The organism is Bacillus sp. PK6-16 (assembly GCF_056530295.1).
In genome coordinates, this window is record NZ_CP096511.1 from 2,689,136 (window position 1) to 2,706,660 (window position 17,525).

A 17,525-nucleotide genomic window follows, 5' to 3' on the forward strand; every position below is an offset into this window, starting at 1 on the left:
ATGATTACTAGGAAATATAGAAAGGTTGTGAAATGATTTGATGGGTTATAAAGCGATGCTGTTTGATTTAGATGATACATTACTTGATAGGGATAAAGCAGTAGAGGCATTATTTTTAATTGTTTTAGAAAAGTGTTATGAAAATGTAGATGGTACGGCTAAAAGCAACATGTTACAGAAATTCAAAGAATACGATAAAAGAGAATATGGCATAAGTAATAAAACGACAGTTTTAGAATCATTGTTTGATGAATTCACGCCAAGGTATAGATTGCCACGCAATTACATCCAAGATTTTTGGAATAATAATTTCCCTAGATGTTTTTCAATAGACAAAAATACTATTCATTTCTTAAATCAAATAAAGAAGCACTGTAAAGTTGGAATTATAACAAATGGCTCAACTCAGAGGCAAAAAGCTAAAATATTTAACACGAATTTAAATAGGTATTTTGAAACAATCATTATTTCTGAAGAAGTAGGATTTAGTAAACCTGATAAACGTATATTCGAACTAGCATTAAATAAGCTAAATTTACAACCGGAACATACTTTATTTGTTGGGGATGACTTAGAAAAGGATATTGCTGGTCCTCAAAATGTAAATATAAAAGGGGTGTGGTTTAACCCTCAGAAAATCAATAATACTACCAAAATACAACCATATGCCGAGATTAACACTTTGGATAATTTGTTAAGCTATGTTACTCCACAATATTTTTATAACAAGTAAAAGTAATTCCGCATATATATATTAAATAATATAAAAAAGAGAAACTATCATTAATTTCATTGACCGTATTAGTAATAAAAAATATATACTTACTTACTCATACTGAGTAAATTATAAAGGGGGATGACTATGGAAATAAAGAGAGTAGTAATCGATGGAATCAATATTGCGGTCATTAGGAACGATAAGGTATTAATATCGGATGTTCAGTCTGCATTAGATACTATGGCAACAGTTCAATATGAGGTAGATGCGAAACATATTATTATCCATAAATCTTTAATAAGTGAAGATTTCTTTGACCTAAAAACACGGCTTGCGGGCGATATCCTTCAAAAGTTTATAAACTACAAGGTAAAGATTGCTATTGTTGGAGATTTCTCTATGTATACTAGTAAAAGCTTAAAGGATTTTATTTATGAATGTAATAAAGGGAATGACATTTTTTACTTAGCAACTGAACAACAAGCAATTGAAAAACTAAGTACATTAAAGTAATAATTATATTCTGCTAAATTCCCCCATTTCACTTAGTTCATAATTATATACGATATAGGAGAACTGATGTTTGTGGTAAACTAAGAGATAAATAAAGGGGGAGTTTTTTTGAACAATTTTAACAACATAATCCAATATTTAAATAATATAGTTTACAAACCTAACAACTTAATGATTACGAATCTAAAAGAAGAAAAGCAAAACGCAGAATATGCCGGATGTTTATTCCACTTAAATAACAAAACCATTCGTTTTAGAAAATCAAAAGTTACACCTAATAAAATTGGGCAATTCGTTTCTTTTTGGGAGAAAGATGAAAATATGCGAAATAGGGCTTTCTCTTATGAAGCTGCTCCTGATTTATTAGTAATCACTTGTATTGCTGATAATAAACTAGGGCAATTTATTTTTCCTAAAGAGATTCTTCTTAAAGAAAAAATATTGAGAACACAAAGTCAAACAGGGAAAATGGCAATGAGAATTTATCCTGTTTGGGATACCACTGTTAGTAATCAAGCTAAAAAGAGCCAAACATGGCAACTTCAATATTTTGTTGATTTAAGTGATAGTAATAGTTTGCCTATAGATAAACTATTAAATTTATATTTGTAGCTTTTGGTTTGCCACAAAAAGAAGTGATTACAAAAAACATGTGTAATGACGCCTCCTATGTGAATCGTAATTTTTGTACCGGTACAGTTAAATGAAATGTACGTTGTTACAGTACCCCTTAAAATTTACAATCAGCATATATTATTTAAACTTATAAATTTTTAAGGGGTGCTAAATATGACAAGTTTACAAGATCAGCTTTTCACAAGATTAAATCTAAAAAAACGTAATGATGTAACGTTTGAAGAATTACCTACCATACTCTTTTCGTTTGCGCATACTATACCATTTGAGAATTTAGATGTTATAGCACGAAATACGAATCAAATCTCTCTGGAAAACTTACGAGAGAAAATTTTAACTAGTCCCCGTGGTGGACTTTGCTACGAATTAAATACTCTTTTTTACTATTTCTTAAAAGACTGTGGCTATGATGTACAACTGGCATTAGGTACGGTGTATAAAAACGATATAAATGCATGGGCACTTGAGGATGGCCATATAACAATTATTTTAACTTATGATAATGTACAGTATTTAATTGATGTAGGTATAGCTTCGTTAGTACCTCTTGTTCCTGTACCTTTTACTGGTAAGTCTGTTTCTTCAAAAAATGGTTCGTACCGGGTGAGACGAAAAGATACGAGTAAAGGAAATTATGTTTTAGAAAGAATAGATACTGATGGAGAATGGAAAGTTTGTCATGCTTTTTATAAACATAATATTGATGAGATAGTAGTAAATGATGTTCAAAGAAGAGTGATAGAAGATGAGAAGTCTATTTTTAATAAAGGACCAATTGCAGTAAGGTTGACGAACTCTGGCCATATTTCATTAACGAATACAAGTTTAACCGAAATTATTCATGGGGAAAAAACTAAGCATGAAATTACAGAAGATCAATATAAAGAGTTTTTATATACTTTATTTGCTATTAAGTTATGAATAATAAAGATAGCCGGTTCCTATTCAGAAGCGGCTATCTTTATTATTTTTGGTGTAAATGGTTTTCTTCTAATATGTTTTGGAAACTGTGGTATAGTTAATGTTTCCTCAGCTTCTTCATATGTATGAAAAATTGGTTCTTTTCCATCATCCCCTTGTAAAACTAGCCCTTCATCTCGGATTACATATGGCATAAAACCACCCCATCTAGTAAAGAATTATGTTCTTTTGCAGCAGAATAATACGATTTAGAGTTTGATTTTCTTAATACATATAATACACTAGAACAGTACGAAAAAGTATGTACAATGAATTTTGAATGTAAAGGAAGATTATTATGTCAGTTATTGATAAATTGAAACTTAATAAGTATACAAATATGGTCGTTATTAACGAACCAAGTGATTATGACATTTTTACAGGTAAAGAGACTGCATTCTCAAAAGGACACGATGCTATCTTTATATTTGTAGAAACGCTTGATGAAATGGTGAAACAAACGAATTTTATTATTAGTAATGAAGAATTACTAATTGAAAAAGGTTACGTATTCTTCGCATATCCGAAAAAAGGTAATGCGCGTTATAGTACGTTTATTCACCGTGATGAGATGTTTCCGGCATTAAACGTTGGAGAAGATGGTTATGTGGGAGAAAGCGATATTAAATTTGCAAGAATGGTAAGTATGGATGAAGTCTTTACTGTTGTTGGTTTAAAACGTGAAAAGAAAAAAACAACAAAAACATCTGCTATGAGTCAATGTGTTGCCGATTATGCAGATCGAATTAAAGATGTTGAAGCATTATTAGCTAATCATCCGAATGAACTTAAGTTTTATCAAAGTTTAACGCCTGGATACCAAAAAGATTGGGCACGTAATCTTTTTTCTGTGAAACAAGAAAAAACTCGTGAAAAACGTCTAGAGAAAATGATAGAAATCCTTTCACAAGGCTATAAAACAATTGAATTATTCCGTAAGAAGAAAAAATAATGATTAAGGAAGTCACAATGCTGCAACAATTAATTGTGATGAGTACATTGAAAAAAGCATTCCTTCCATTATACTAAGGAATGTTCTTATATTTATATAATTAGCAAAAGAGAAAAGGTGTTTGAAATGAAATCGTATATTGTAGTTGGATCTGGAATTTTAGGAGCGTCTACTGCTTATCATCTTGCTAAGACAGGTGCGAATGTTACTATCGTGGATCGCCAACAATTAGGGCAAGCAACTGATGCAGGAGCAGGAATTGTATGTCCATGGTTATCACAGCGTCGTAATAAAGCATGGTATAAAATTGTTAAAGGCGGTGCACGTTACTATTCTTCGTTAATTCAGCAATTAGAAGAAGACGGTGAAACTGACACAGGATATAATCGTGTAGGTGCAATTAGTTTACATACTGACGAGAAAAAGTTAGATCAAATGGAAGAGCGAGCTTATAAACGACGTGAAGATGCCCCGGAGATTGGTGAAATCACTCGCTTATCAGCTGAAGAAACAAAAAAATTATTCCCAGCATTATCAGACGAATATAGTTCTGTTCATATTAGTGGTGCTGCACGAGTAAATGGGAGATTATTACGCAATGCATTAATAAGTGCTGCGAAAAAACATGGTGCAACTTTCATAAAAGGCGATGCTATATTAGTCCATGAAGGAAATCATATTACGGGAGTTACAGTAAACGATGAAACAATTTTAGCAGAAAAGGTTATTGTAACTGCAGGCGCATGGGCGAATGAAATCTTGAAACCATTAGGAATTAATTTCTTAGTTACATTCCAAAAAGGACAAATTGTTCATCTGCAAATCGAGAATACAGCCACAGAAAATATGCCAGTTGTTATGCCACCGAACGATCAATATATTTTAACGTTTGACAATGGGCATGTCGTAATTGGTGCAACACATGAGAATGATACTGGTTTTGATCATCGTGTAACAGCAGGTGGTTTACATGAAGTATTCCATAAGGCATTAACAGTTGCGCCTGGCTTAGAAAATGCTACAATGCTTGAAACGAGAGTTGGATTCAGACCATTTACACCAGGATTCTTACCTGTTATCGGACCGCTACCTAACTTTGAAGGAATTCTCGTTGCGAATGGATTAGGGGCTTCGGGTTTAACAGCTGGTCCATATCTAGGAGCGGAACTTGCTAAACTAGCGCTCGGAAAAACGATTGAATTAGATTTAAATGATTATGATGTTGCTGGCGCAATTGAATAATATAGGGTACTGCTAACATTTAGGAAAAACCATGCTAAACAAATTCGACAAGAAATAATCAGTTTTTCCTCTGTTAAGAGTAAGCCTGTTTATGAAAAATAAAATTTTTTAAAAATAGAGGGCCGACATTATAAACCTGCATTAATAATGTAGAATTGTGATGGCGGCTCTTTATTCATATTGATTTAAAACTTATTTTCGAGAGGAGGTTAAGTAATGAGGGCGTCATATCAAGTATTGATATTTCCTTATATAAAAACTGCCGATTCTATTCAATATGCCATTTTTAACCGAAGTGATTATGGTTATTGGCAAGGAATAGCTGGTGGCGGAGAAGACGGTGAGATTCCTATTGAATCAGCAAAACGGGAAGCATTTGAAGAGGCTGGTATTACAAGAGAATGTCCATATATACAATTAGATTCTGTGTCTTCACTATCAGTAGAAGATGTAGTTGGAGGATTCCTTTTGGGAGAAGAGGTTTATGTAATAAAAGAATTTTCTTTTGGAGTTAAAGTCCCTACAAAAAACATATCATTATCTAAAGAACACTTCAATTATAAATGGTTATGCTTTGAGGAAGCAGTAACGTTTTTGAAATGGGATAGCAACAAAACAGCATTGTGGGAATTAAACAAAAGACTATTAAAACAATAAAAGTTTTAGCTAACAAAGATAGTAGTGGAACAAGAATTGAACCATTAACAAACCTTTGCTACACTTCTAAACAATGTTTTAGATTATAAAATAGAGTAATATAGATTTTGTATAGGTAATTTACTAAGAGAACTTGTACTAAGAAAAGCCCTATACAGTTGACTCTGAAAAAATGAAAATAATTAGAAATATTTTTATATCGTACGGTTTTTGGCTATGAATAACGGAATAAATATTAAGTATTCAACAGTTTAAATAAAACGAGTTAGCTTTTTATTTTAAGAAGAAAGATGACTCGTTTTATGCTAAAATTCGCTTAGTGTATATTTTCGTTAAAATGTGGGTGGGCCCCCTTTTAGCAAAACCGGAGTGGGAATGATGAGTATAAATAGTTTTGTGGGATTGATAAAGGACGAATTATTAAAAGAGGTAAGTATAAGAAGTGAGGATGAATTCGAGCCTGTAGTAGTTAAAGATATTCCTAGACTTTGGAAGTGTTTAGGAACAGGTAATTATGCCGCAGTATTCATGCACAAAGAATACAAAGATTGGGTAGTGAAAGTTTACGTGCGAGAAGGAGAAGGAATTGAAAAAGAGTCAGAAGTATACCGAAGAATTGGAGATCATCCTTCTTATTCAAAGCTTATATATAAAGGAGAAAATTTCATAGTATTGAAACGTTTAAAAGAAATTACCTTATACGATGCTATTCATAAGGGGATTAAAATTCCTAAGCAAGTAATACTTGATATTAATGAGGCTTTAGAGTATGCGAGGGAACAAGGGTTAACTCCTTGTGATGTTCACGGGAAAAATGTGATGATGGAAAAAGGAAGGGGATATGTAGTCGATGTATCTGATTTCTTAAAAACAAAAGAAGATAGTAAGTGGAGAGACCTAGAAAAGGCATATTTCACCTTTTATTTTCCTTTCATTTATAAATTGCCTTTCCCCGTTAAAATACCGTATTTTATGTTAAACATTGTTAGACGTTCGTACAGAAAATATAAGAAGCTTAAAAAGAACTTCAAATTATAAAAGGACCACATATGTTCCTGAAAACGATTTGAATTCACATAAATAACTTTAGAAAAATTTAAAATTTTGTTTAGGGGCTACTTCAAGACCTTAGCTTGCTGGGCATGTGGTGTTACCTCAAAAAATAAAAAGATTAGGAGTGAATCCTAATCTTTTTATTTATACATATTTTTGTTAGTTATATCACTATCAATTCCAAAACGAGATATTTTGAATAAATGAAACTGTTAAAATAAATGTTGATGCGCAACCAGCAGTTAATAACATTACTATTTTTCGTCCATTCTGTTCTTTTGAAGGTTTTATAAGTTTTGTAATTAACACAATCCATATTATGATAGAGATTATTGAAATAATATTTATAGACATATGTAACACACCCCTTCGTGTTTTTACATAAATATTTCTTCTTTTATAAAATAAAAGCAATTTAACAAGAAAATATGTAACGCATTAAAAATCAATATTTTCCTGTTAAACCACCTTTTTTAAATAGAAATACGACTGATAAAACAATAATAACTGCCTTTAAACTGCCCCAATATGGATAAATAGCATGATTTGTTAGACTAGCATGCTGAAAAATGTTCTCTAAACCGAAAATTCCTATCATGACTGCGAAAAGGAATGAAGCTGATCCATACGTCCCTTTACGATAGAGGGTAAATAAATAGACTGCGAAAATTAGTGGTAAGATGATTTGTAGTACGATTATCATAGTTCGTCCCCCAGATTATTTATAATTATATTATATACAAAATTGTAATAAAAAGGAATACGACTTATTTGATACTAACAGAACTACTCTAATCATATTCTTCTATAAAAAGAAGAAAAAGGGGTGTACAGTTAATTGACAAAAGTTAAAGTTAGTTTACGACCCATTGTTCATAATATAAATTTACCAACCGTATTGAAAACAACAATCCTTCCAGGTGAATCGACCGAAAGACTATTTATCGCAACTCAATTAGGGGAGATTTTTTACATAGGGGACGGAGTTATAAAGACATTTTTAGATATTCGTCACCTAATTATTAAATTAGGTACATTTGAAGAAGGTGTTTCTAGTAGCGGTTATGATGAACGAGGATTGCTTGGACTTGCGTTCCATCCACAATTTTATCAAAATGGGTTATTTTATCTTCATTATTCAGTAGCTGGAACTCAAGGGCCAGGTGCATTTTCTGAGCAATTTAAACCGAATCCTTGTGACCCTAAAACGCTAAATTTAAAGTGGGTTAATAGAAATACGCAATATGATCACATTGATACAGTAGAAGAATGGACTTTACAATCTAATGGTCAAGCTCAAAAGCGACGAACATTACTGAATGTAAGAAGACCATTTTTTAATCATAACGGAGTCAATAGTTTAAACTTTTCACCTGAGACTGGAAAACTTGTTTTTACAAATGGAGATGGCGGGTCAGGTTATGATCCATTTAATTTAAGCCAAGATGATTTAGAAATAGCAGGTAAAATTATTGAAATCGATGTAAGTAAAAATACATTCATAAATAATCCTCCATTCGTTACACGCTTTAATGAACTTCCTCTATCTATACAAGAAACACTTACAGTAATTGCGAAAGGTGTTCGTAATATAACCGGTATTTCATTTCAAAGGTTTTATAATCAATATATCAAATACGCCGGAAATGTCGGACAAGATATTGTAGAGTCTATTTTTTCATTTATTCAATATAAACCTATACCGGTTACAGAACTTGTTCAAATGCATTTTATGGGGTTAACTCCCAATCAAGATGGGGTTATCAATTTTGGGTGGCGAGGATGGGAAGGGGATTTACCTACTTCTTTTATACGACATTGTTCTGAGAATCAGACTTTGGATGAGAGAACAATGGTTTATTATGATGAAACAATACAAACTTCAGTGAAGCGTATTCTGCCTCTACTTAGTTATTTTCATAAAGATTCTAGAACAGATAAGTTTGGAGGAACTTCACTTACAGGAGTTCAGCCATATATGGGAAATGCAATTCCAAATTTAACAGGTAGCGTTGTTTTTACTGACCTTGCCAAGAAAGGAAAATCTCAGTCTCCAATTAAGGGTGTTTTAGCCTATACTAGAGCAGGTACAGACGGTAAACACGCTGACTTTCATGCTATTGAAACCAATTATGATTTTGGTACGCAACCAGCTTATTATATGAGTTTAGGAACAAATTCGGATCAAACTAAATTATATTTAGGAGTTTACAGTTCTATGAAAGTAACTGATTTTAACAAAGGTACCATTTTTGAAATTATTCCCTGATACGATACACACTCGTAGTTTAATAATCCAAGGAATTTATTTTGTTTCAAAACGCACAATTTATCCCCCTAAAAGTCTTTTATTATATAGTAATTCATAACAAGTAGAAAGCAGCTCATAAACCACTAGTGTATGAATAATATAGAAAGTAATGAATGAGGCATCTTTAGGGGGAGATATTGATGAATTGGTTTGTACGTTATTGGTATCAACTGATGATAGAACATGATACGAGCTTTGTTCATAAAAGAAAATTGTCCCTTGCGAATAAGTTAGTACTTACAGCTTTGATGAGTGCATTGGCCACCATGTTTCAAGCAGCTGGGAACTTAGTTCCTGGTATAGGTTTGCTCATTAGTCCATTTTCGACATTACCGATTTTTTTTGCTATTTTCTATTCTATTCGTGAGGGAATACTTTCTTATATTCTTACTATTTTTCTATTATTTATTATTGAGCCCAGTGAACTAATTGTCTTTCCTTTTACTACAGGCTTATTAGGTCTAGCCTTAGGAGTATCTTTTTTAAAATTAAAGAGGAGAATTTGGATTGTTTCCTTTTCAGCAACTTGTCTACTTATTGGTATTATGATCGTTCTCGATGTTTTCCGTTTTCCGGTACTTGGTCCTGCTGTTCATACAACTATGGATATAAAAATTATTTTATCAATATTTATAATGAGCTTTCTATACTGTTGGATTTATGCAGGTTTTTGCAGAATAATGATGAATAGATTATATAAAGTGTTGTATTGACAATGGCATAATGAGGATTGGAGATTGAATTCATGACTAACGTTGCAGTTAGAAGACCGAATTTGAATGATATAGATGAACTATATTTATTTTTCCGTATCGTTATTACGAATACATACAAAAATGAAGGATTGTCACAATTATTAGATGACATAGAAAATGAAATTAACTCAAAAAAGCAGTATTTGAAAAGTGATTTTGATAGTAACGGAGAAAGTCGTTACTTTTTATTAGCAATTGATACAAGTAACGATAAAATCATTGGAACAATCGAAATCGGTCCAGCAAGTACATTGATTAATAGTTGTACAGGTGGTGTACTTAAAAATTTGTATGAAATAGGAACTGTATTCATACTTCCGGAGTATCAGAGAAAGGGAATAGGGAGTTTATTACTACATACAATGTTTCTTACATTACTTAGCAGAGGGATAACAGAATATTGTTTAGATAGTGGATATAAAAATGCGCAAAGTATATGGATAAAAAAGTTTGGAAAACCTAGCTATGTATTGAAAGATTACTGGGGAGAATCCAGTGATCATATGATTTGGAAGAAAAGTTTACATGATACACCTATAATATTTGAATTATAAAATGAAATATGCCTCTGAACATAGCTTTTCTTACTTATTTATGCTATTATTTATCTTTATAATAAAAGAGGACGTGAATGAACTTGATTAAAATTAATATTCCTGAAGCTGATGTTTCAATTACTGAACGTAAACAAGTTATTAAAGGAGACGAGCCAATCATTACTCCAATTAATGGATTTATCGATTTCCACTTGTTCCCTAGAGATAAAGGCGGCATTTTTATGTTTTACAATATTAATGACGAACTTCTTTTCGTAGGTAAAGCTCGTAAAATTAGACAACGTATTAAGAAGCATTTTGAAGATAATGTTTCACCAATTAAAAATCACCGTGATGAAGTATACCGCATTGATGCATGTATCGTAGAAGATCCAACAGAAAGAGAAATTTACGAAACATATATCATTAATGAATACAAAGCGAAATATAACGTTGATAAAGTATTCTACAAATAATCAACATTAATAAAAAACAATCCTAGCTAATATGCCAGGATTGTTTTTTATTTAGATTTATTCTTCATATCTTTCTCCTTTTTTCAAATGATTAGCAGCAACAAAACAGATTACACCTATAAATATAAGTACAATACCAACCGTTTTATGTTTTCCCTCAAAGAAAGGAATATCTGAAATAACATTTGTCATACATAGTCCTAAAAATACAAGGATAGGGCCCACCCAAAGTAATACATTACCGAATTTTGTGTGCTTCCACATAATAACCCTCCTTAACCCTCTTTACATATATATCCATAAATGAAAAGTAAATTCATAGAGAAATATAGTTTTTTTCATATCGAAAATTTAACCCTCATATATTGGTACAAGCAAAAGAGAAAGGAGACCATCATGAATTGGTTAGAAGCTTTCATACTAGGTATAATTCAAGGTTTAACAGAATTTTTACCAATCAGTAGTACCGGACATCTTTATTTAGGAAGGCATTTGTTCCGATTAGATGAGGCTGGCTTATTTTTAGATACGATGCTGCATATTGGGACTTTACTTGCGGTTTTTATTTATTACAAAAAAGAATTTATATATTTAATTAAAAACCCATTTTCAAAGCTCATGTTATTACTTATCGTTGGGACAATACCCGCAGTTGTAATTGGTTTATTGTTTAAAGATTTCTTTGAAGATATTTCAAAAACAGGAATCACGATCGGTTGGGAGTTTTTAGTGACCGGATTCTTTCTCTACACGGCAGATAAACAAAAGAATGGTCGTAAAAAAATGGATGACATAACATATAAAGACGCATTAATTATCGGTTCATTTCAAGCTGCTGCTATTTTTCCAGCCATTTCCCGTTCTGGAATGACAATTGTCGCTGCATTATGGAGAAAATTAGACCGTGAAACTGCTGCTTACTTTTCTTTTTTATTATCGACACCAGCCATTGTTGGAGCTATCATTTTGCAATTTGTAGACGTTTTTCAAGGGAAAGCAGAATCTATTTCTAGTACATCTTTAATTGTCGGAACGTTATCAGCAGCATTTTTTGGATACATAGCCGTTTCATGGATGATTCAATATTTAAAACGTCACTCTTTAAAAGTATTCGCGTATTACGTATGGGGATTAGGTATTTTAATTTTAATGTTGCAATTTACTGATGTATTTTAAGTATAATGATAAAGAAGTTAATTAGTTTAAGATCCTGTTTCATTCATACAAGGCAGGATCTCTTTTTATTAAGGGGGAAAATATGTTTAATAAGGCTATCGTTATTGGTGGAAGTATGGCAGGAAAGTTTGCAGCAAAAGCATTATCAACTTCTTTTAAAGAAGTAATCATTATAGAAGCTGGTGAAAGATGGGATGGAAAGTCTTCGAGAAAAAGAGTTCCACAAAGTAATCATCCTCACGTGTTATTAAAAGGTGGAGAAAACGCAATTGAAGAATTGTTTCCTAATATTACGAATGAATTAATAGAAGCAGGTAGTATCGTAAATAACTTTACTCGTGATTTAAAATGGCATCAATTTGGTTTATGGAAACAGCCATTCATAGGAGAAGTACATATGATTCAACAAAGTCGTCCTTTACTAGAATGGCATATTCAAAAACGAATACATCAAATTTCAAATATTACTATTAAATATGAAACATTGGTTAAAGGGTTATTGGTAGATGAAAAGCTTAACAAAGTGTGTGGAGTAAAAGTTAAATATTTAGAGACAGACATACAAGAAGAAGTTCATGCAGACCTTGTAGTTGATGCGAGTGGATTTGGCTCAAAAAGTATAGAGTGGTTACGAGAATACGAAATTGAAGTACAAGAAGAGAAAGTTCGTATTGATTTATTTTACGCAACGAAAATGTTCAAACTTAAAGAAAATGAGAAATTAGACTGTTGCAATGTGCTAATGTCTCCGAGTTTCCCTGATAACCCTTATGGCGTTCTTATTCAAACGATAGAAGATAATCGTTATTTTGTTACTTTCAGTGGATACGCAAACGAGAAAGCACCACAAACAGATGATGAGTTTTATGATTTTGCTGAAAACCTATCAATTTCTAATGTTACAGACTTCCTAAACAAGGCTGAGGGAATTACTGATATAAAGACATACAAAATTCCTTATCAAGTACGCCGGCGATTTGATTTAGTGAATAATGTACCAGAAGGCTTATTAGTTGTTGGAGATGCGCAATGTCGTTTTGATCCCGTTTTCGGCCAAGGCGTATCAGTTGCTGCTATGGAGGCTCACCAATTGCAATTACTTTTGCAAGATAGAAAACAACTTGATAAAACATTTACACAACAATTTTATAAAAAGGCAGCTACTATAATAGAAACCCCTTGGGATATGACAACAACAGAAATATCACGTCACCCGCAACTAAAGAGAGAATTAACTACAAAACAAAAATTTCAGCTATGGTATACGAAACAAATATATCGACTATCTGCAAGTAATTCTGATGTTTATATTCGGTTAGTACGAGTGATGAACTTAATTCGTAATCCATTTCATCTTTTTCATCCGAAAGTGTTACTATCTATATTACTTAATCGAAAGAAATAGCAGGAATATAATTGATTAAAAAAGAATGTATAACAGTTAGTAAATCAAGAAGGAGAATACGGGATGGAAATATACATAGAGCAACTAAAGGAACAAGATGCTAAGGATTTATTTACGTTTGAACTTACGAATAAATCTTTTTTTGAAACACTGGTACCAAATCGTGGCTCAAAATATTTTGAATTTGAATATTTCCAAAAACTACTAGACGATTTATTAATAGAACAAGCGGATGGAGATTCTTATTTTTATTTAATTCGTAATGAAGAAAAAGAAATTGTAGGGCGAATTAATTTAGTAGATATAGATACGGAAACTCGAATTAGTTCGCTCGGGTATCGGGTCGGAGAAAAATTCACTAAAAAAGGAGTTGCAACAGCAGCCGTAAAATTAATTTTAGATGTAGCGAAAAATAATGAAATTACTGAAGTTCATGCTAAAACAACGACTAATAATCTCGCATCACAAATTGTACTAGAAAAAAGCGGATTTTCTTCTTATCAAAATGAATCAGATATAACATCTGTAGAATTACATGGAGAACATGTGAAGTTTGTACACTATATTTGGAGAAATACTTCGCGCTTATAATAAGGAGGACTTATTAATGAATGATTTACGTTATCCAATTGGCCAATTTACATACAAACGTCCTATAACTGAAGAAATGATTGATACATGGATTCAAGAAATTGAAGATTTACCTAATGAACTAACAAAGGCAATTAAAGATTTAGATCAGAAGCAGTTAGATACACCATATCGCGTTGGAGGGTGGACTGTCCGTCAAGTTGTTCATCACGTTGTTGATAGCCATATGAATAGCTACATACGCTTCAAATTAGCACTTACAGAAAAGAATCCAACTATTAAGCCGTATAAAGAAGAGAAGTGGGCAGAATTACCCGATTCAAAATTACCGGTAGATGTTTCACTAGTAATGCTAGATTCATTACATAAAAGATGGGTTAACCTTTTATATTCTCTAGAAATTGAAGATTTAGAAAAGACATTTAACCATCCTGAAACTGGTGAAACAAAACTTGCTGTTGCAATAGGACTATACGCATGGCATGGTCGTCATCATACCGCTCATATTACCTCGTTAAGAAAGCGACTTAATTGGTAACATGGAGATTACATTAGAGAAGGCGACAGAAAGTGATGCAACAGATTTATTTCAAATGCAAATAGACTCATTTAGCCCTTTATTACATAAATATAAAGACTACGAAACAAACCCAGCAAATGAACCTATTGAAAAAACTATATTTAGAATAAATAATCCCAGCAGTAATTTTTATAAGATGATAATAGATTCGAAACTTGTTGGAGCGATATGTATATCCCAAAAAGAACTACCTTATAAATTTTGGATCAGTCCAATGTTTATTCATCCAGTCTATCAAGGGAAAGGAATTGCTCAGAAGGTACTTATTTTAATTGAAGAGATGTTTCCAGAAGCACGAAGCTTTGAACTTGCTACGATTTTAGAAGAAGAAAGAAATTAAATGATAAAACTACACTTGTTTATTACAAAAAAGAAAGGTAAAGCATTTAAAATACGCTTTACCTTTTTATGTTATTTTAGATTAAATATACAAAAATAATGTATGTTCTTCCAAAATACTCGGGTTAGTAATTTTGAAAATGAATAAAGATACAAAAACCACTACTTTGTCGTAAAGGTTACTAGCGCTTTTTGAATGCTTAAAATACTATCGTCACTTTTAAATTCTTTCGTAATTGGATCCTCCATACTAGACACCCAAATTTTAAGTTCTGCATCTAAATCAAAATGCCCAGCCGTTTCGATGCTATATTGTGTAATACTTTTATAAGGAATAGAATGGTATTCTGTTTTTTTGCCAGTTACTCCTTGTTTATCTACTAAAATAAGACGACGATTTGTAAATACGATTAGATCACGAATTAATTTATAAGCATACTCTACTTTTTCATCGTCCAGCATAATCTTCTCTAAATCACGTTCTACACTTTCAGAACTTGTATTTGATGCATTTCCTAAAATACCGCTAAATAAACCCATATTAAATTCCTCCTTTAATATATGTGGAATGAATTACTTATATTGTAACATGTTACTCACAAAGATATTATGACATTACTTTAGTAGTTTCTGGTTATTGTTGTAATTAGTTTATATAACCTCATCTTAAAATCTTATGCTAATATGAAATTAAGAAAAAAGAAGCAGAGGGATATAGCATGAAGAATATTGGTTTAGTGTTAGAGGGCGGAGGAATGAAAGGTTTATATACTGCAGGTGTACTCGAATATTTCATGGAAAAGAACTTATTCTTTCCATATGTAGTCGGCGTATCAGCTGGAGCCTGTATGGGAGCAACCTATTTGTCACGTCAAAAAGGTAGAAATAAGAAAGTAAATACAGAGCTAGTATTAGATTACAGGTATATATCTTATCGAAACTTAATTCGAAAACGTGAATTATTCGGAATGGATTTTTTATTTGATGAAGTACCTAATAAAATTGTACCATTTGATTTTCAAACTTTCTTAAACTGTAATGAACAGTTTGTTATAGGGACAACTGATTGCGAATCAGGACAAGCCATTTATTATAATAAAGCAGAACACGGAAATGATATTTTAAAAATCATTCGTGCATCTAGCTCTGTGCCATTTATAGCACCTGCTGTAGAATATAATAATCGAAAATTATTAGATGGAGGGATTATAGACCCTATACCTGTTTTGAAAGCCCAAAAGGATGGTTATGAAAAGAACGTTGTAATTATGACAAAGCCAGAAGGATATGAGAAGCAGCGAAATAAATTTTCAGGCCTGGCTAAAATTTTATATAGAAAATATCCGAAAATCGCAGAGAATTTAGTAAACCATTATCGTTTTTATAATGAGACGATATCTTATATGAATCAAGAAGAACAAAAAGATAATTTTTATGTAATTCAGCCAAGTGTACAGCTTCCTATAAGCGGAATAGAAAGAAATAAGGAAAAGCTTGTTAATATATATAATCTTGGGTATATCGATGCTCAATATCATTATGAAAACTTATTAAATTGGATAGAGAAATAAAGGAGGAGAAAGTTGAAGTTAGGAAAACAAATTATTTTTAAGGAATTGCAGAACATGCATAGTCCACTTCATAAACCGTTTCCTTATCGTGCTACAGCAAAATTGCAACGAGACCTAAAAAGTAAATTTACCGAAGATGACTGTATAAACGCTGATTTTAATCATTATTGGATGCATACAGCAGCTACTTTAAATTCTATACTAAATGGAAACGAACAGAACATTACGTTTCAACAAATAAAGTGGTTAAGAAAATCGTTTTTTGAGTGGTTTCCGCAATATCGTTTTCTAGAAACAGAAATTGTGAATTATCCCATTTTGTATAGAGATTTCATAAGTTATGAGAAGACCAGGAAGCTATTACTTTATTATCTTACTGAATAAAAGCGAAAACGTACAGATTACATTATACTTGTACGTTTTTTTGTTCATAAAACATTCAATATTAACAACTAGTTTATATAGGAATTCTAATGAGAAAAAAGAAGTACATATAATAGAATGATACAGGGAGGAGAGAGGAATAGCTGTTTTACTTTAAGTTATTGTCCAACTCGAATACAGTTAGTTATTTATGTTAAAATATTTCGAGTGAAATCAAGCTTTAAACAAAATAAGTCAACAATGCAGAAGGGACAACATTAACATGGAAAACGTATCAAAAATAGATAAATTGGAATCAATAAAATCTTTACAGTCAACAATCCGTAAACTTGAAAATGCCTTATCACAGATGACTCAAAAGGGCTCAAATACTACTTTAGTGAAAAAAAGACTCAAAGCAGCTAGTATCGGCTTAGCTATGTTAGAAAGTGTTTGGAAGCAAGAAACTCATCATTATACTCAGGAAGATTTAGCAGAAGCTCGTAATGTTCTGATTGGTTTGCTTCCATCAATTGAAAAGATTTACGATAAGTCAAAGCTTGGGAGTCCTCAAAGAACACTTTTAGAAAGAAGAATAAAATCATTGGAACTTTCTATTCAAGCGATTGATCATTTTTCTAATCAATAACTTCTCTAAACACATTACTTACGACTACTTTTATATAGGGAT

The 17,525-nt window shown here is 31.9% G+C and carries 24 protein-coding genes and 1 pseudogene; 20 read left to right on the plus strand and 5 right to left on the minus strand.

Going from position 1 to position 17,525, the window contains the following annotated elements; genetic code table 11:
- Window positions 1–40: 40 nt before the first annotated feature.
- The 4 genes from M1D66_RS13860 to M1D66_RS13875 all read left to right on the plus strand — a co-directional run bounded on the left by M1D66_RS13860 (window position 41) and on the right by M1D66_RS13875 (window position 2,788).
- Window positions 41–733, plus strand: a complete 693-nt coding sequence (locus M1D66_RS13860; RefSeq protein WP_242284656.1) for an HAD family hydrolase — start codon at window positions 41–43, stop codon at window positions 731–733.
- A gap of 129 nt (window positions 734–862) precedes the next feature.
- The gene (locus M1D66_RS13865) at window positions 863–1,231 is read left to right on the plus strand and encodes a DUF4180 domain-containing protein (protein ID WP_086385714.1); all 369 of its coding nucleotides are present in this window, start codon (window positions 863–865) and stop codon (window positions 1,229–1,231) included.
- Window positions 1,232–1,339: 108 nt separating this feature from the next.
- On the plus strand, window positions 1,340–1,843 hold the full coding sequence (locus M1D66_RS13870; protein WP_140335790.1) for a MepB family protein: 504 nt from the start codon (window positions 1,340–1,342) through the stop codon (window positions 1,841–1,843).
- A 177-nt stretch (window positions 1,844–2,020) separates the two neighbouring features.
- Window positions 2,021–2,788 carry an arylamine N-acetyltransferase family protein gene (locus tag M1D66_RS13875; protein WP_144596338.1) on the plus strand — a complete coding sequence of 256 codons (768 nt, stop codon included), beginning with the start codon at window positions 2,021–2,023 and terminating at the stop codon, window positions 2,786–2,788.
- Window positions 2,789–2,808: 20 nt separating this feature from the next.
- Here M1D66_RS13875 and M1D66_RS13880 read toward each other — a convergent pair whose 3' ends face one another.
- Entirely contained in the window at window positions 2,809–2,982 is a 174-nt protein-coding gene (locus M1D66_RS13880; protein ID WP_176265164.1) for a hypothetical protein, read from the minus strand.
- 143 nt (window positions 2,983–3,125) lie between these two features.
- On the opposite strand from M1D66_RS13880, the gene M1D66_RS13885 reads away from it, so the two are divergent.
- The 4 genes from M1D66_RS13885 to M1D66_RS13900 all read left to right on the plus strand — a co-directional run bounded on the left by M1D66_RS13885 (window position 3,126) and on the right by M1D66_RS13900 (window position 6,716).
- Entirely contained in the window at window positions 3,126–3,779 is a 654-nt protein-coding gene (locus M1D66_RS13885) for a YdeI/OmpD-associated family protein (protein ID WP_086385711.1), read from the plus strand.
- Between the two features lie 126 nt (window positions 3,780–3,905).
- Window positions 3,906–5,021 carry an NAD(P)/FAD-dependent oxidoreductase gene (locus M1D66_RS13890; protein ID WP_086385710.1) on the plus strand — a complete coding sequence of 372 codons (1,116 nt, stop codon included), beginning with the start codon at window positions 3,906–3,908 and terminating at the stop codon, window positions 5,019–5,021.
- 216 nt (window positions 5,022–5,237) lie between these two features.
- A complete protein-coding gene (locus tag M1D66_RS13895; protein WP_242554518.1) occupies window positions 5,238–5,678 on the plus strand; it encodes an NUDIX hydrolase in 441 nt (146 codons plus the stop codon).
- A 378-nt stretch (window positions 5,679–6,056) separates the two neighbouring features.
- On the plus strand, window positions 6,057–6,716 hold the full coding sequence (locus tag M1D66_RS13900; RefSeq protein WP_000026522.1) for a protein kinase family protein: 660 nt from the start codon (window positions 6,057–6,059) through the stop codon (window positions 6,714–6,716).
- A gap of 189 nt (window positions 6,717–6,905) precedes the next feature.
- Here the strand turns inward: M1D66_RS13900 and M1D66_RS13905 are convergent, their stop codons facing one another.
- Together M1D66_RS13905 and M1D66_RS13910 are read right to left on the minus strand one after the other, a co-directional pair.
- Window positions 6,906–7,085: a hypothetical protein gene (locus tag M1D66_RS13905; RefSeq protein ID WP_242554519.1), complete on the minus strand. Its 180-nt coding sequence runs from the start codon at window positions 7,083–7,085 to the stop codon at window positions 6,906–6,908.
- 91 nt (window positions 7,086–7,176) lie between these two features.
- Window positions 7,177–7,434, minus strand: a complete 258-nt coding sequence (locus tag M1D66_RS13910; RefSeq protein ID WP_242554520.1) for a hypothetical protein — start codon at window positions 7,432–7,434, stop codon at window positions 7,177–7,179.
- Window positions 7,435–7,569: 135 nt separating this feature from the next.
- On the opposite strand from M1D66_RS13910, the gene M1D66_RS13915 reads away from it, so the two are divergent.
- The 4 genes from M1D66_RS13915 to M1D66_RS13930 all read left to right on the plus strand — a co-directional run bounded on the left by M1D66_RS13915 (window position 7,570) and on the right by M1D66_RS13930 (window position 10,809).
- On the plus strand, window positions 7,570–9,000 hold the full coding sequence (locus M1D66_RS13915; RefSeq protein ID WP_242554521.1) for a PQQ-dependent sugar dehydrogenase: 1,431 nt from the start codon (window positions 7,570–7,572) through the stop codon (window positions 8,998–9,000).
- Between the two features lie 182 nt (window positions 9,001–9,182).
- Window positions 9,183–9,755, plus strand: a complete 573-nt coding sequence (locus tag M1D66_RS13920; RefSeq protein ID WP_078384551.1) for a YybS family protein — start codon at window positions 9,183–9,185, stop codon at window positions 9,753–9,755.
- 32 nt (window positions 9,756–9,787) lie between these two features.
- The gene (locus tag M1D66_RS13925) at window positions 9,788–10,351 is read left to right on the plus strand and encodes a GNAT family N-acetyltransferase (RefSeq protein WP_000185957.1); all 564 of its coding nucleotides are present in this window, start codon (window positions 9,788–9,790) and stop codon (window positions 10,349–10,351) included.
- A 77-nt stretch (window positions 10,352–10,428) separates the two neighbouring features.
- The gene (locus M1D66_RS13930) at window positions 10,429–10,809 is read left to right on the plus strand and encodes a nucleotide excision repair endonuclease (RefSeq protein WP_001048941.1); all 381 of its coding nucleotides are present in this window, start codon (window positions 10,429–10,431) and stop codon (window positions 10,807–10,809) included.
- Window positions 10,810–10,866: 57 nt separating this feature from the next.
- Here the strand turns inward: M1D66_RS13930 and M1D66_RS13935 are convergent, their stop codons facing one another.
- A complete protein-coding gene (locus M1D66_RS13935; RefSeq protein WP_000265477.1) occupies window positions 10,867–11,073 on the minus strand; it encodes a hypothetical protein in 207 nt (68 codons plus the stop codon).
- Window positions 11,074–11,205: 132 nt separating this feature from the next.
- Between M1D66_RS13935 and M1D66_RS13940 the strand changes: the two genes are divergently transcribed.
- The 5 genes and pseudogenes from M1D66_RS13940 to M1D66_RS13960 all read left to right on the plus strand — a co-directional run bounded on the left by M1D66_RS13940 (window position 11,206) and on the right by M1D66_RS13960 (window position 14,942).
- The gene (locus M1D66_RS13940) at window positions 11,206–11,985 is read left to right on the plus strand and encodes an undecaprenyl-diphosphate phosphatase (protein WP_001104304.1); all 780 of its coding nucleotides are present in this window, start codon (window positions 11,206–11,208) and stop codon (window positions 11,983–11,985) included.
- 82 nt (window positions 11,986–12,067) lie between these two features.
- A complete protein-coding gene (locus M1D66_RS13945; RefSeq protein ID WP_242284439.1) occupies window positions 12,068–13,390 on the plus strand; it encodes an FAD-dependent oxidoreductase in 1,323 nt (440 codons plus the stop codon).
- Window positions 13,391–13,453: 63 nt separating this feature from the next.
- Window positions 13,454–13,981: a GNAT family N-acetyltransferase gene (locus tag M1D66_RS13950; protein WP_242554522.1), complete on the plus strand. Its 528-nt coding sequence runs from the start codon at window positions 13,454–13,456 to the stop codon at window positions 13,979–13,981.
- A gap of 16 nt (window positions 13,982–13,997) precedes the next feature.
- On the plus strand, window positions 13,998–14,519 hold the full coding sequence (locus M1D66_RS13955) for a YfiT family bacillithiol transferase (RefSeq protein ID WP_000999070.1): 522 nt from the start codon (window positions 13,998–14,000) through the stop codon (window positions 14,517–14,519).
- Between the two features lies 1 nt (window position 14,520).
- Window positions 14,521–14,942: pseudogene (locus tag M1D66_RS13960) on the plus strand (GNAT family N-acetyltransferase).
- 120 nt (window positions 14,943–15,062) lie between these two features.
- Here the strand turns inward: M1D66_RS13960 and M1D66_RS13965 are convergent.
- On the minus strand, window positions 15,063–15,440 hold the full coding sequence (locus tag M1D66_RS13965) for a PH domain-containing protein (protein ID WP_086385702.1): 378 nt from the start codon (window positions 15,438–15,440) through the stop codon (window positions 15,063–15,065).
- 179 nt (window positions 15,441–15,619) lie between these two features.
- Here M1D66_RS13965 and M1D66_RS13970 point away from each other — a divergent pair, with 179 nt between their 5' ends.
- The 3 genes from M1D66_RS13970 to M1D66_RS13980 all read left to right on the plus strand — a co-directional run bounded on the left by M1D66_RS13970 (window position 15,620) and on the right by M1D66_RS13980 (window position 17,483).
- Entirely contained in the window at window positions 15,620–16,471 is an 852-nt protein-coding gene (locus tag M1D66_RS13970) for a patatin-like phospholipase family protein (RefSeq protein ID WP_086385701.1), read from the plus strand.
- Between the two features lie 12 nt (window positions 16,472–16,483).
- Window positions 16,484–16,855 (plus strand): YxiJ-like family protein, encoded by a 372-nt coding sequence (locus M1D66_RS13975; RefSeq protein WP_086385700.1) that lies wholly within the window; start codon window positions 16,484–16,486, stop codon window positions 16,853–16,855.
- A 262-nt stretch (window positions 16,856–17,117) separates the two neighbouring features.
- Window positions 17,118–17,483 (plus strand): hypothetical protein, encoded by a 366-nt coding sequence (locus tag M1D66_RS13980; protein ID WP_000432659.1) that lies wholly within the window; start codon window positions 17,118–17,120, stop codon window positions 17,481–17,483.
- Window positions 17,484–17,525: the final 42 nt, after the last annotated feature.

What these genes read in the sequence shown, in the direction of transcription:
- M1D66_RS13980 (WP_000432659.1), top strand. Translation starts at nt 17,118, where the DNA reads ATGGAAAACGTATCAAAAATAGATAAATTGGAATCAATAAAATCTTTA.
- M1D66_RS13935 (WP_000265477.1), bottom strand. Translation starts at nt 11,073, where the DNA reads ATGTGGAAGCACACAAAATTCGGTAATGTATTACTTTGGGTGGGCCCT.
- M1D66_RS13970 (WP_086385701.1), top strand. Translation starts at nt 15,620, where the DNA reads ATGAAGAATATTGGTTTAGTGTTAGAGGGCGGAGGAATGAAAGGTTTA.
- M1D66_RS13900 (WP_000026522.1), top strand. Translation starts at nt 6,057, where the DNA reads ATGAGTATAAATAGTTTTGTGGGATTGATAAAGGACGAATTATTAAAA.
- M1D66_RS13865 (WP_086385714.1), top strand. Translation starts at nt 863, where the DNA reads ATGGAAATAAAGAGAGTAGTAATCGATGGAATCAATATTGCGGTCATT.
- M1D66_RS13905 (WP_242554519.1), bottom strand. Translation starts at nt 7,085, where the DNA reads ATGTCTATAAATATTATTTCAATAATCTCTATCATAATATGGATTGTG.
- M1D66_RS13860 (WP_242284656.1), top strand. Translation starts at nt 41, where the DNA reads ATGGGTTATAAAGCGATGCTGTTTGATTTAGATGATACATTACTTGAT.
- M1D66_RS13925 (WP_000185957.1), top strand. Translation starts at nt 9,788, where the DNA reads ATGACTAACGTTGCAGTTAGAAGACCGAATTTGAATGATATAGATGAA.
- M1D66_RS13880 (WP_176265164.1), bottom strand. Translation starts at nt 2,982, where the DNA reads ATGCCATATGTAATCCGAGATGAAGGGCTAGTTTTACAAGGGGATGAT.
- M1D66_RS13940 (WP_001104304.1), top strand. Translation starts at nt 11,206, where the DNA reads ATGAATTGGTTAGAAGCTTTCATACTAGGTATAATTCAAGGTTTAACA.
- M1D66_RS13930 (WP_001048941.1), top strand. Translation starts at nt 10,429, where the DNA reads ATGAACTTGATTAAAATTAATATTCCTGAAGCTGATGTTTCAATTACT.
- M1D66_RS13910 (WP_242554520.1), bottom strand. Translation starts at nt 7,434, where the DNA reads ATGATAATCGTACTACAAATCATCTTACCACTAATTTTCGCAGTCTAT.
- M1D66_RS13885 (WP_086385711.1), top strand. Translation starts at nt 3,126, where the DNA reads ATGTCAGTTATTGATAAATTGAAACTTAATAAGTATACAAATATGGTC.
- M1D66_RS13950 (WP_242554522.1), top strand. Translation starts at nt 13,454, where the DNA reads ATGGAAATATACATAGAGCAACTAAAGGAACAAGATGCTAAGGATTTA.
- M1D66_RS13920 (WP_078384551.1), top strand. Translation starts at nt 9,183, where the DNA reads ATGAATTGGTTTGTACGTTATTGGTATCAACTGATGATAGAACATGAT.
- M1D66_RS13875 (WP_144596338.1), top strand. Translation starts at nt 2,021, where the DNA reads ATGACAAGTTTACAAGATCAGCTTTTCACAAGATTAAATCTAAAAAAA.
- M1D66_RS13955 (WP_000999070.1), top strand. Translation starts at nt 13,998, where the DNA reads ATGAATGATTTACGTTATCCAATTGGCCAATTTACATACAAACGTCCT.
- M1D66_RS13965 (WP_086385702.1), bottom strand. Translation starts at nt 15,440, where the DNA reads ATGGGTTTATTTAGCGGTATTTTAGGAAATGCATCAAATACAAGTTCT.
- M1D66_RS13895 (WP_242554518.1), top strand. Translation starts at nt 5,238, where the DNA reads ATGAGGGCGTCATATCAAGTATTGATATTTCCTTATATAAAAACTGCC.
- M1D66_RS13890 (WP_086385710.1), top strand. Translation starts at nt 3,906, where the DNA reads ATGAAATCGTATATTGTAGTTGGATCTGGAATTTTAGGAGCGTCTACT.
- M1D66_RS13945 (WP_242284439.1), top strand. Translation starts at nt 12,068, where the DNA reads ATGTTTAATAAGGCTATCGTTATTGGTGGAAGTATGGCAGGAAAGTTT.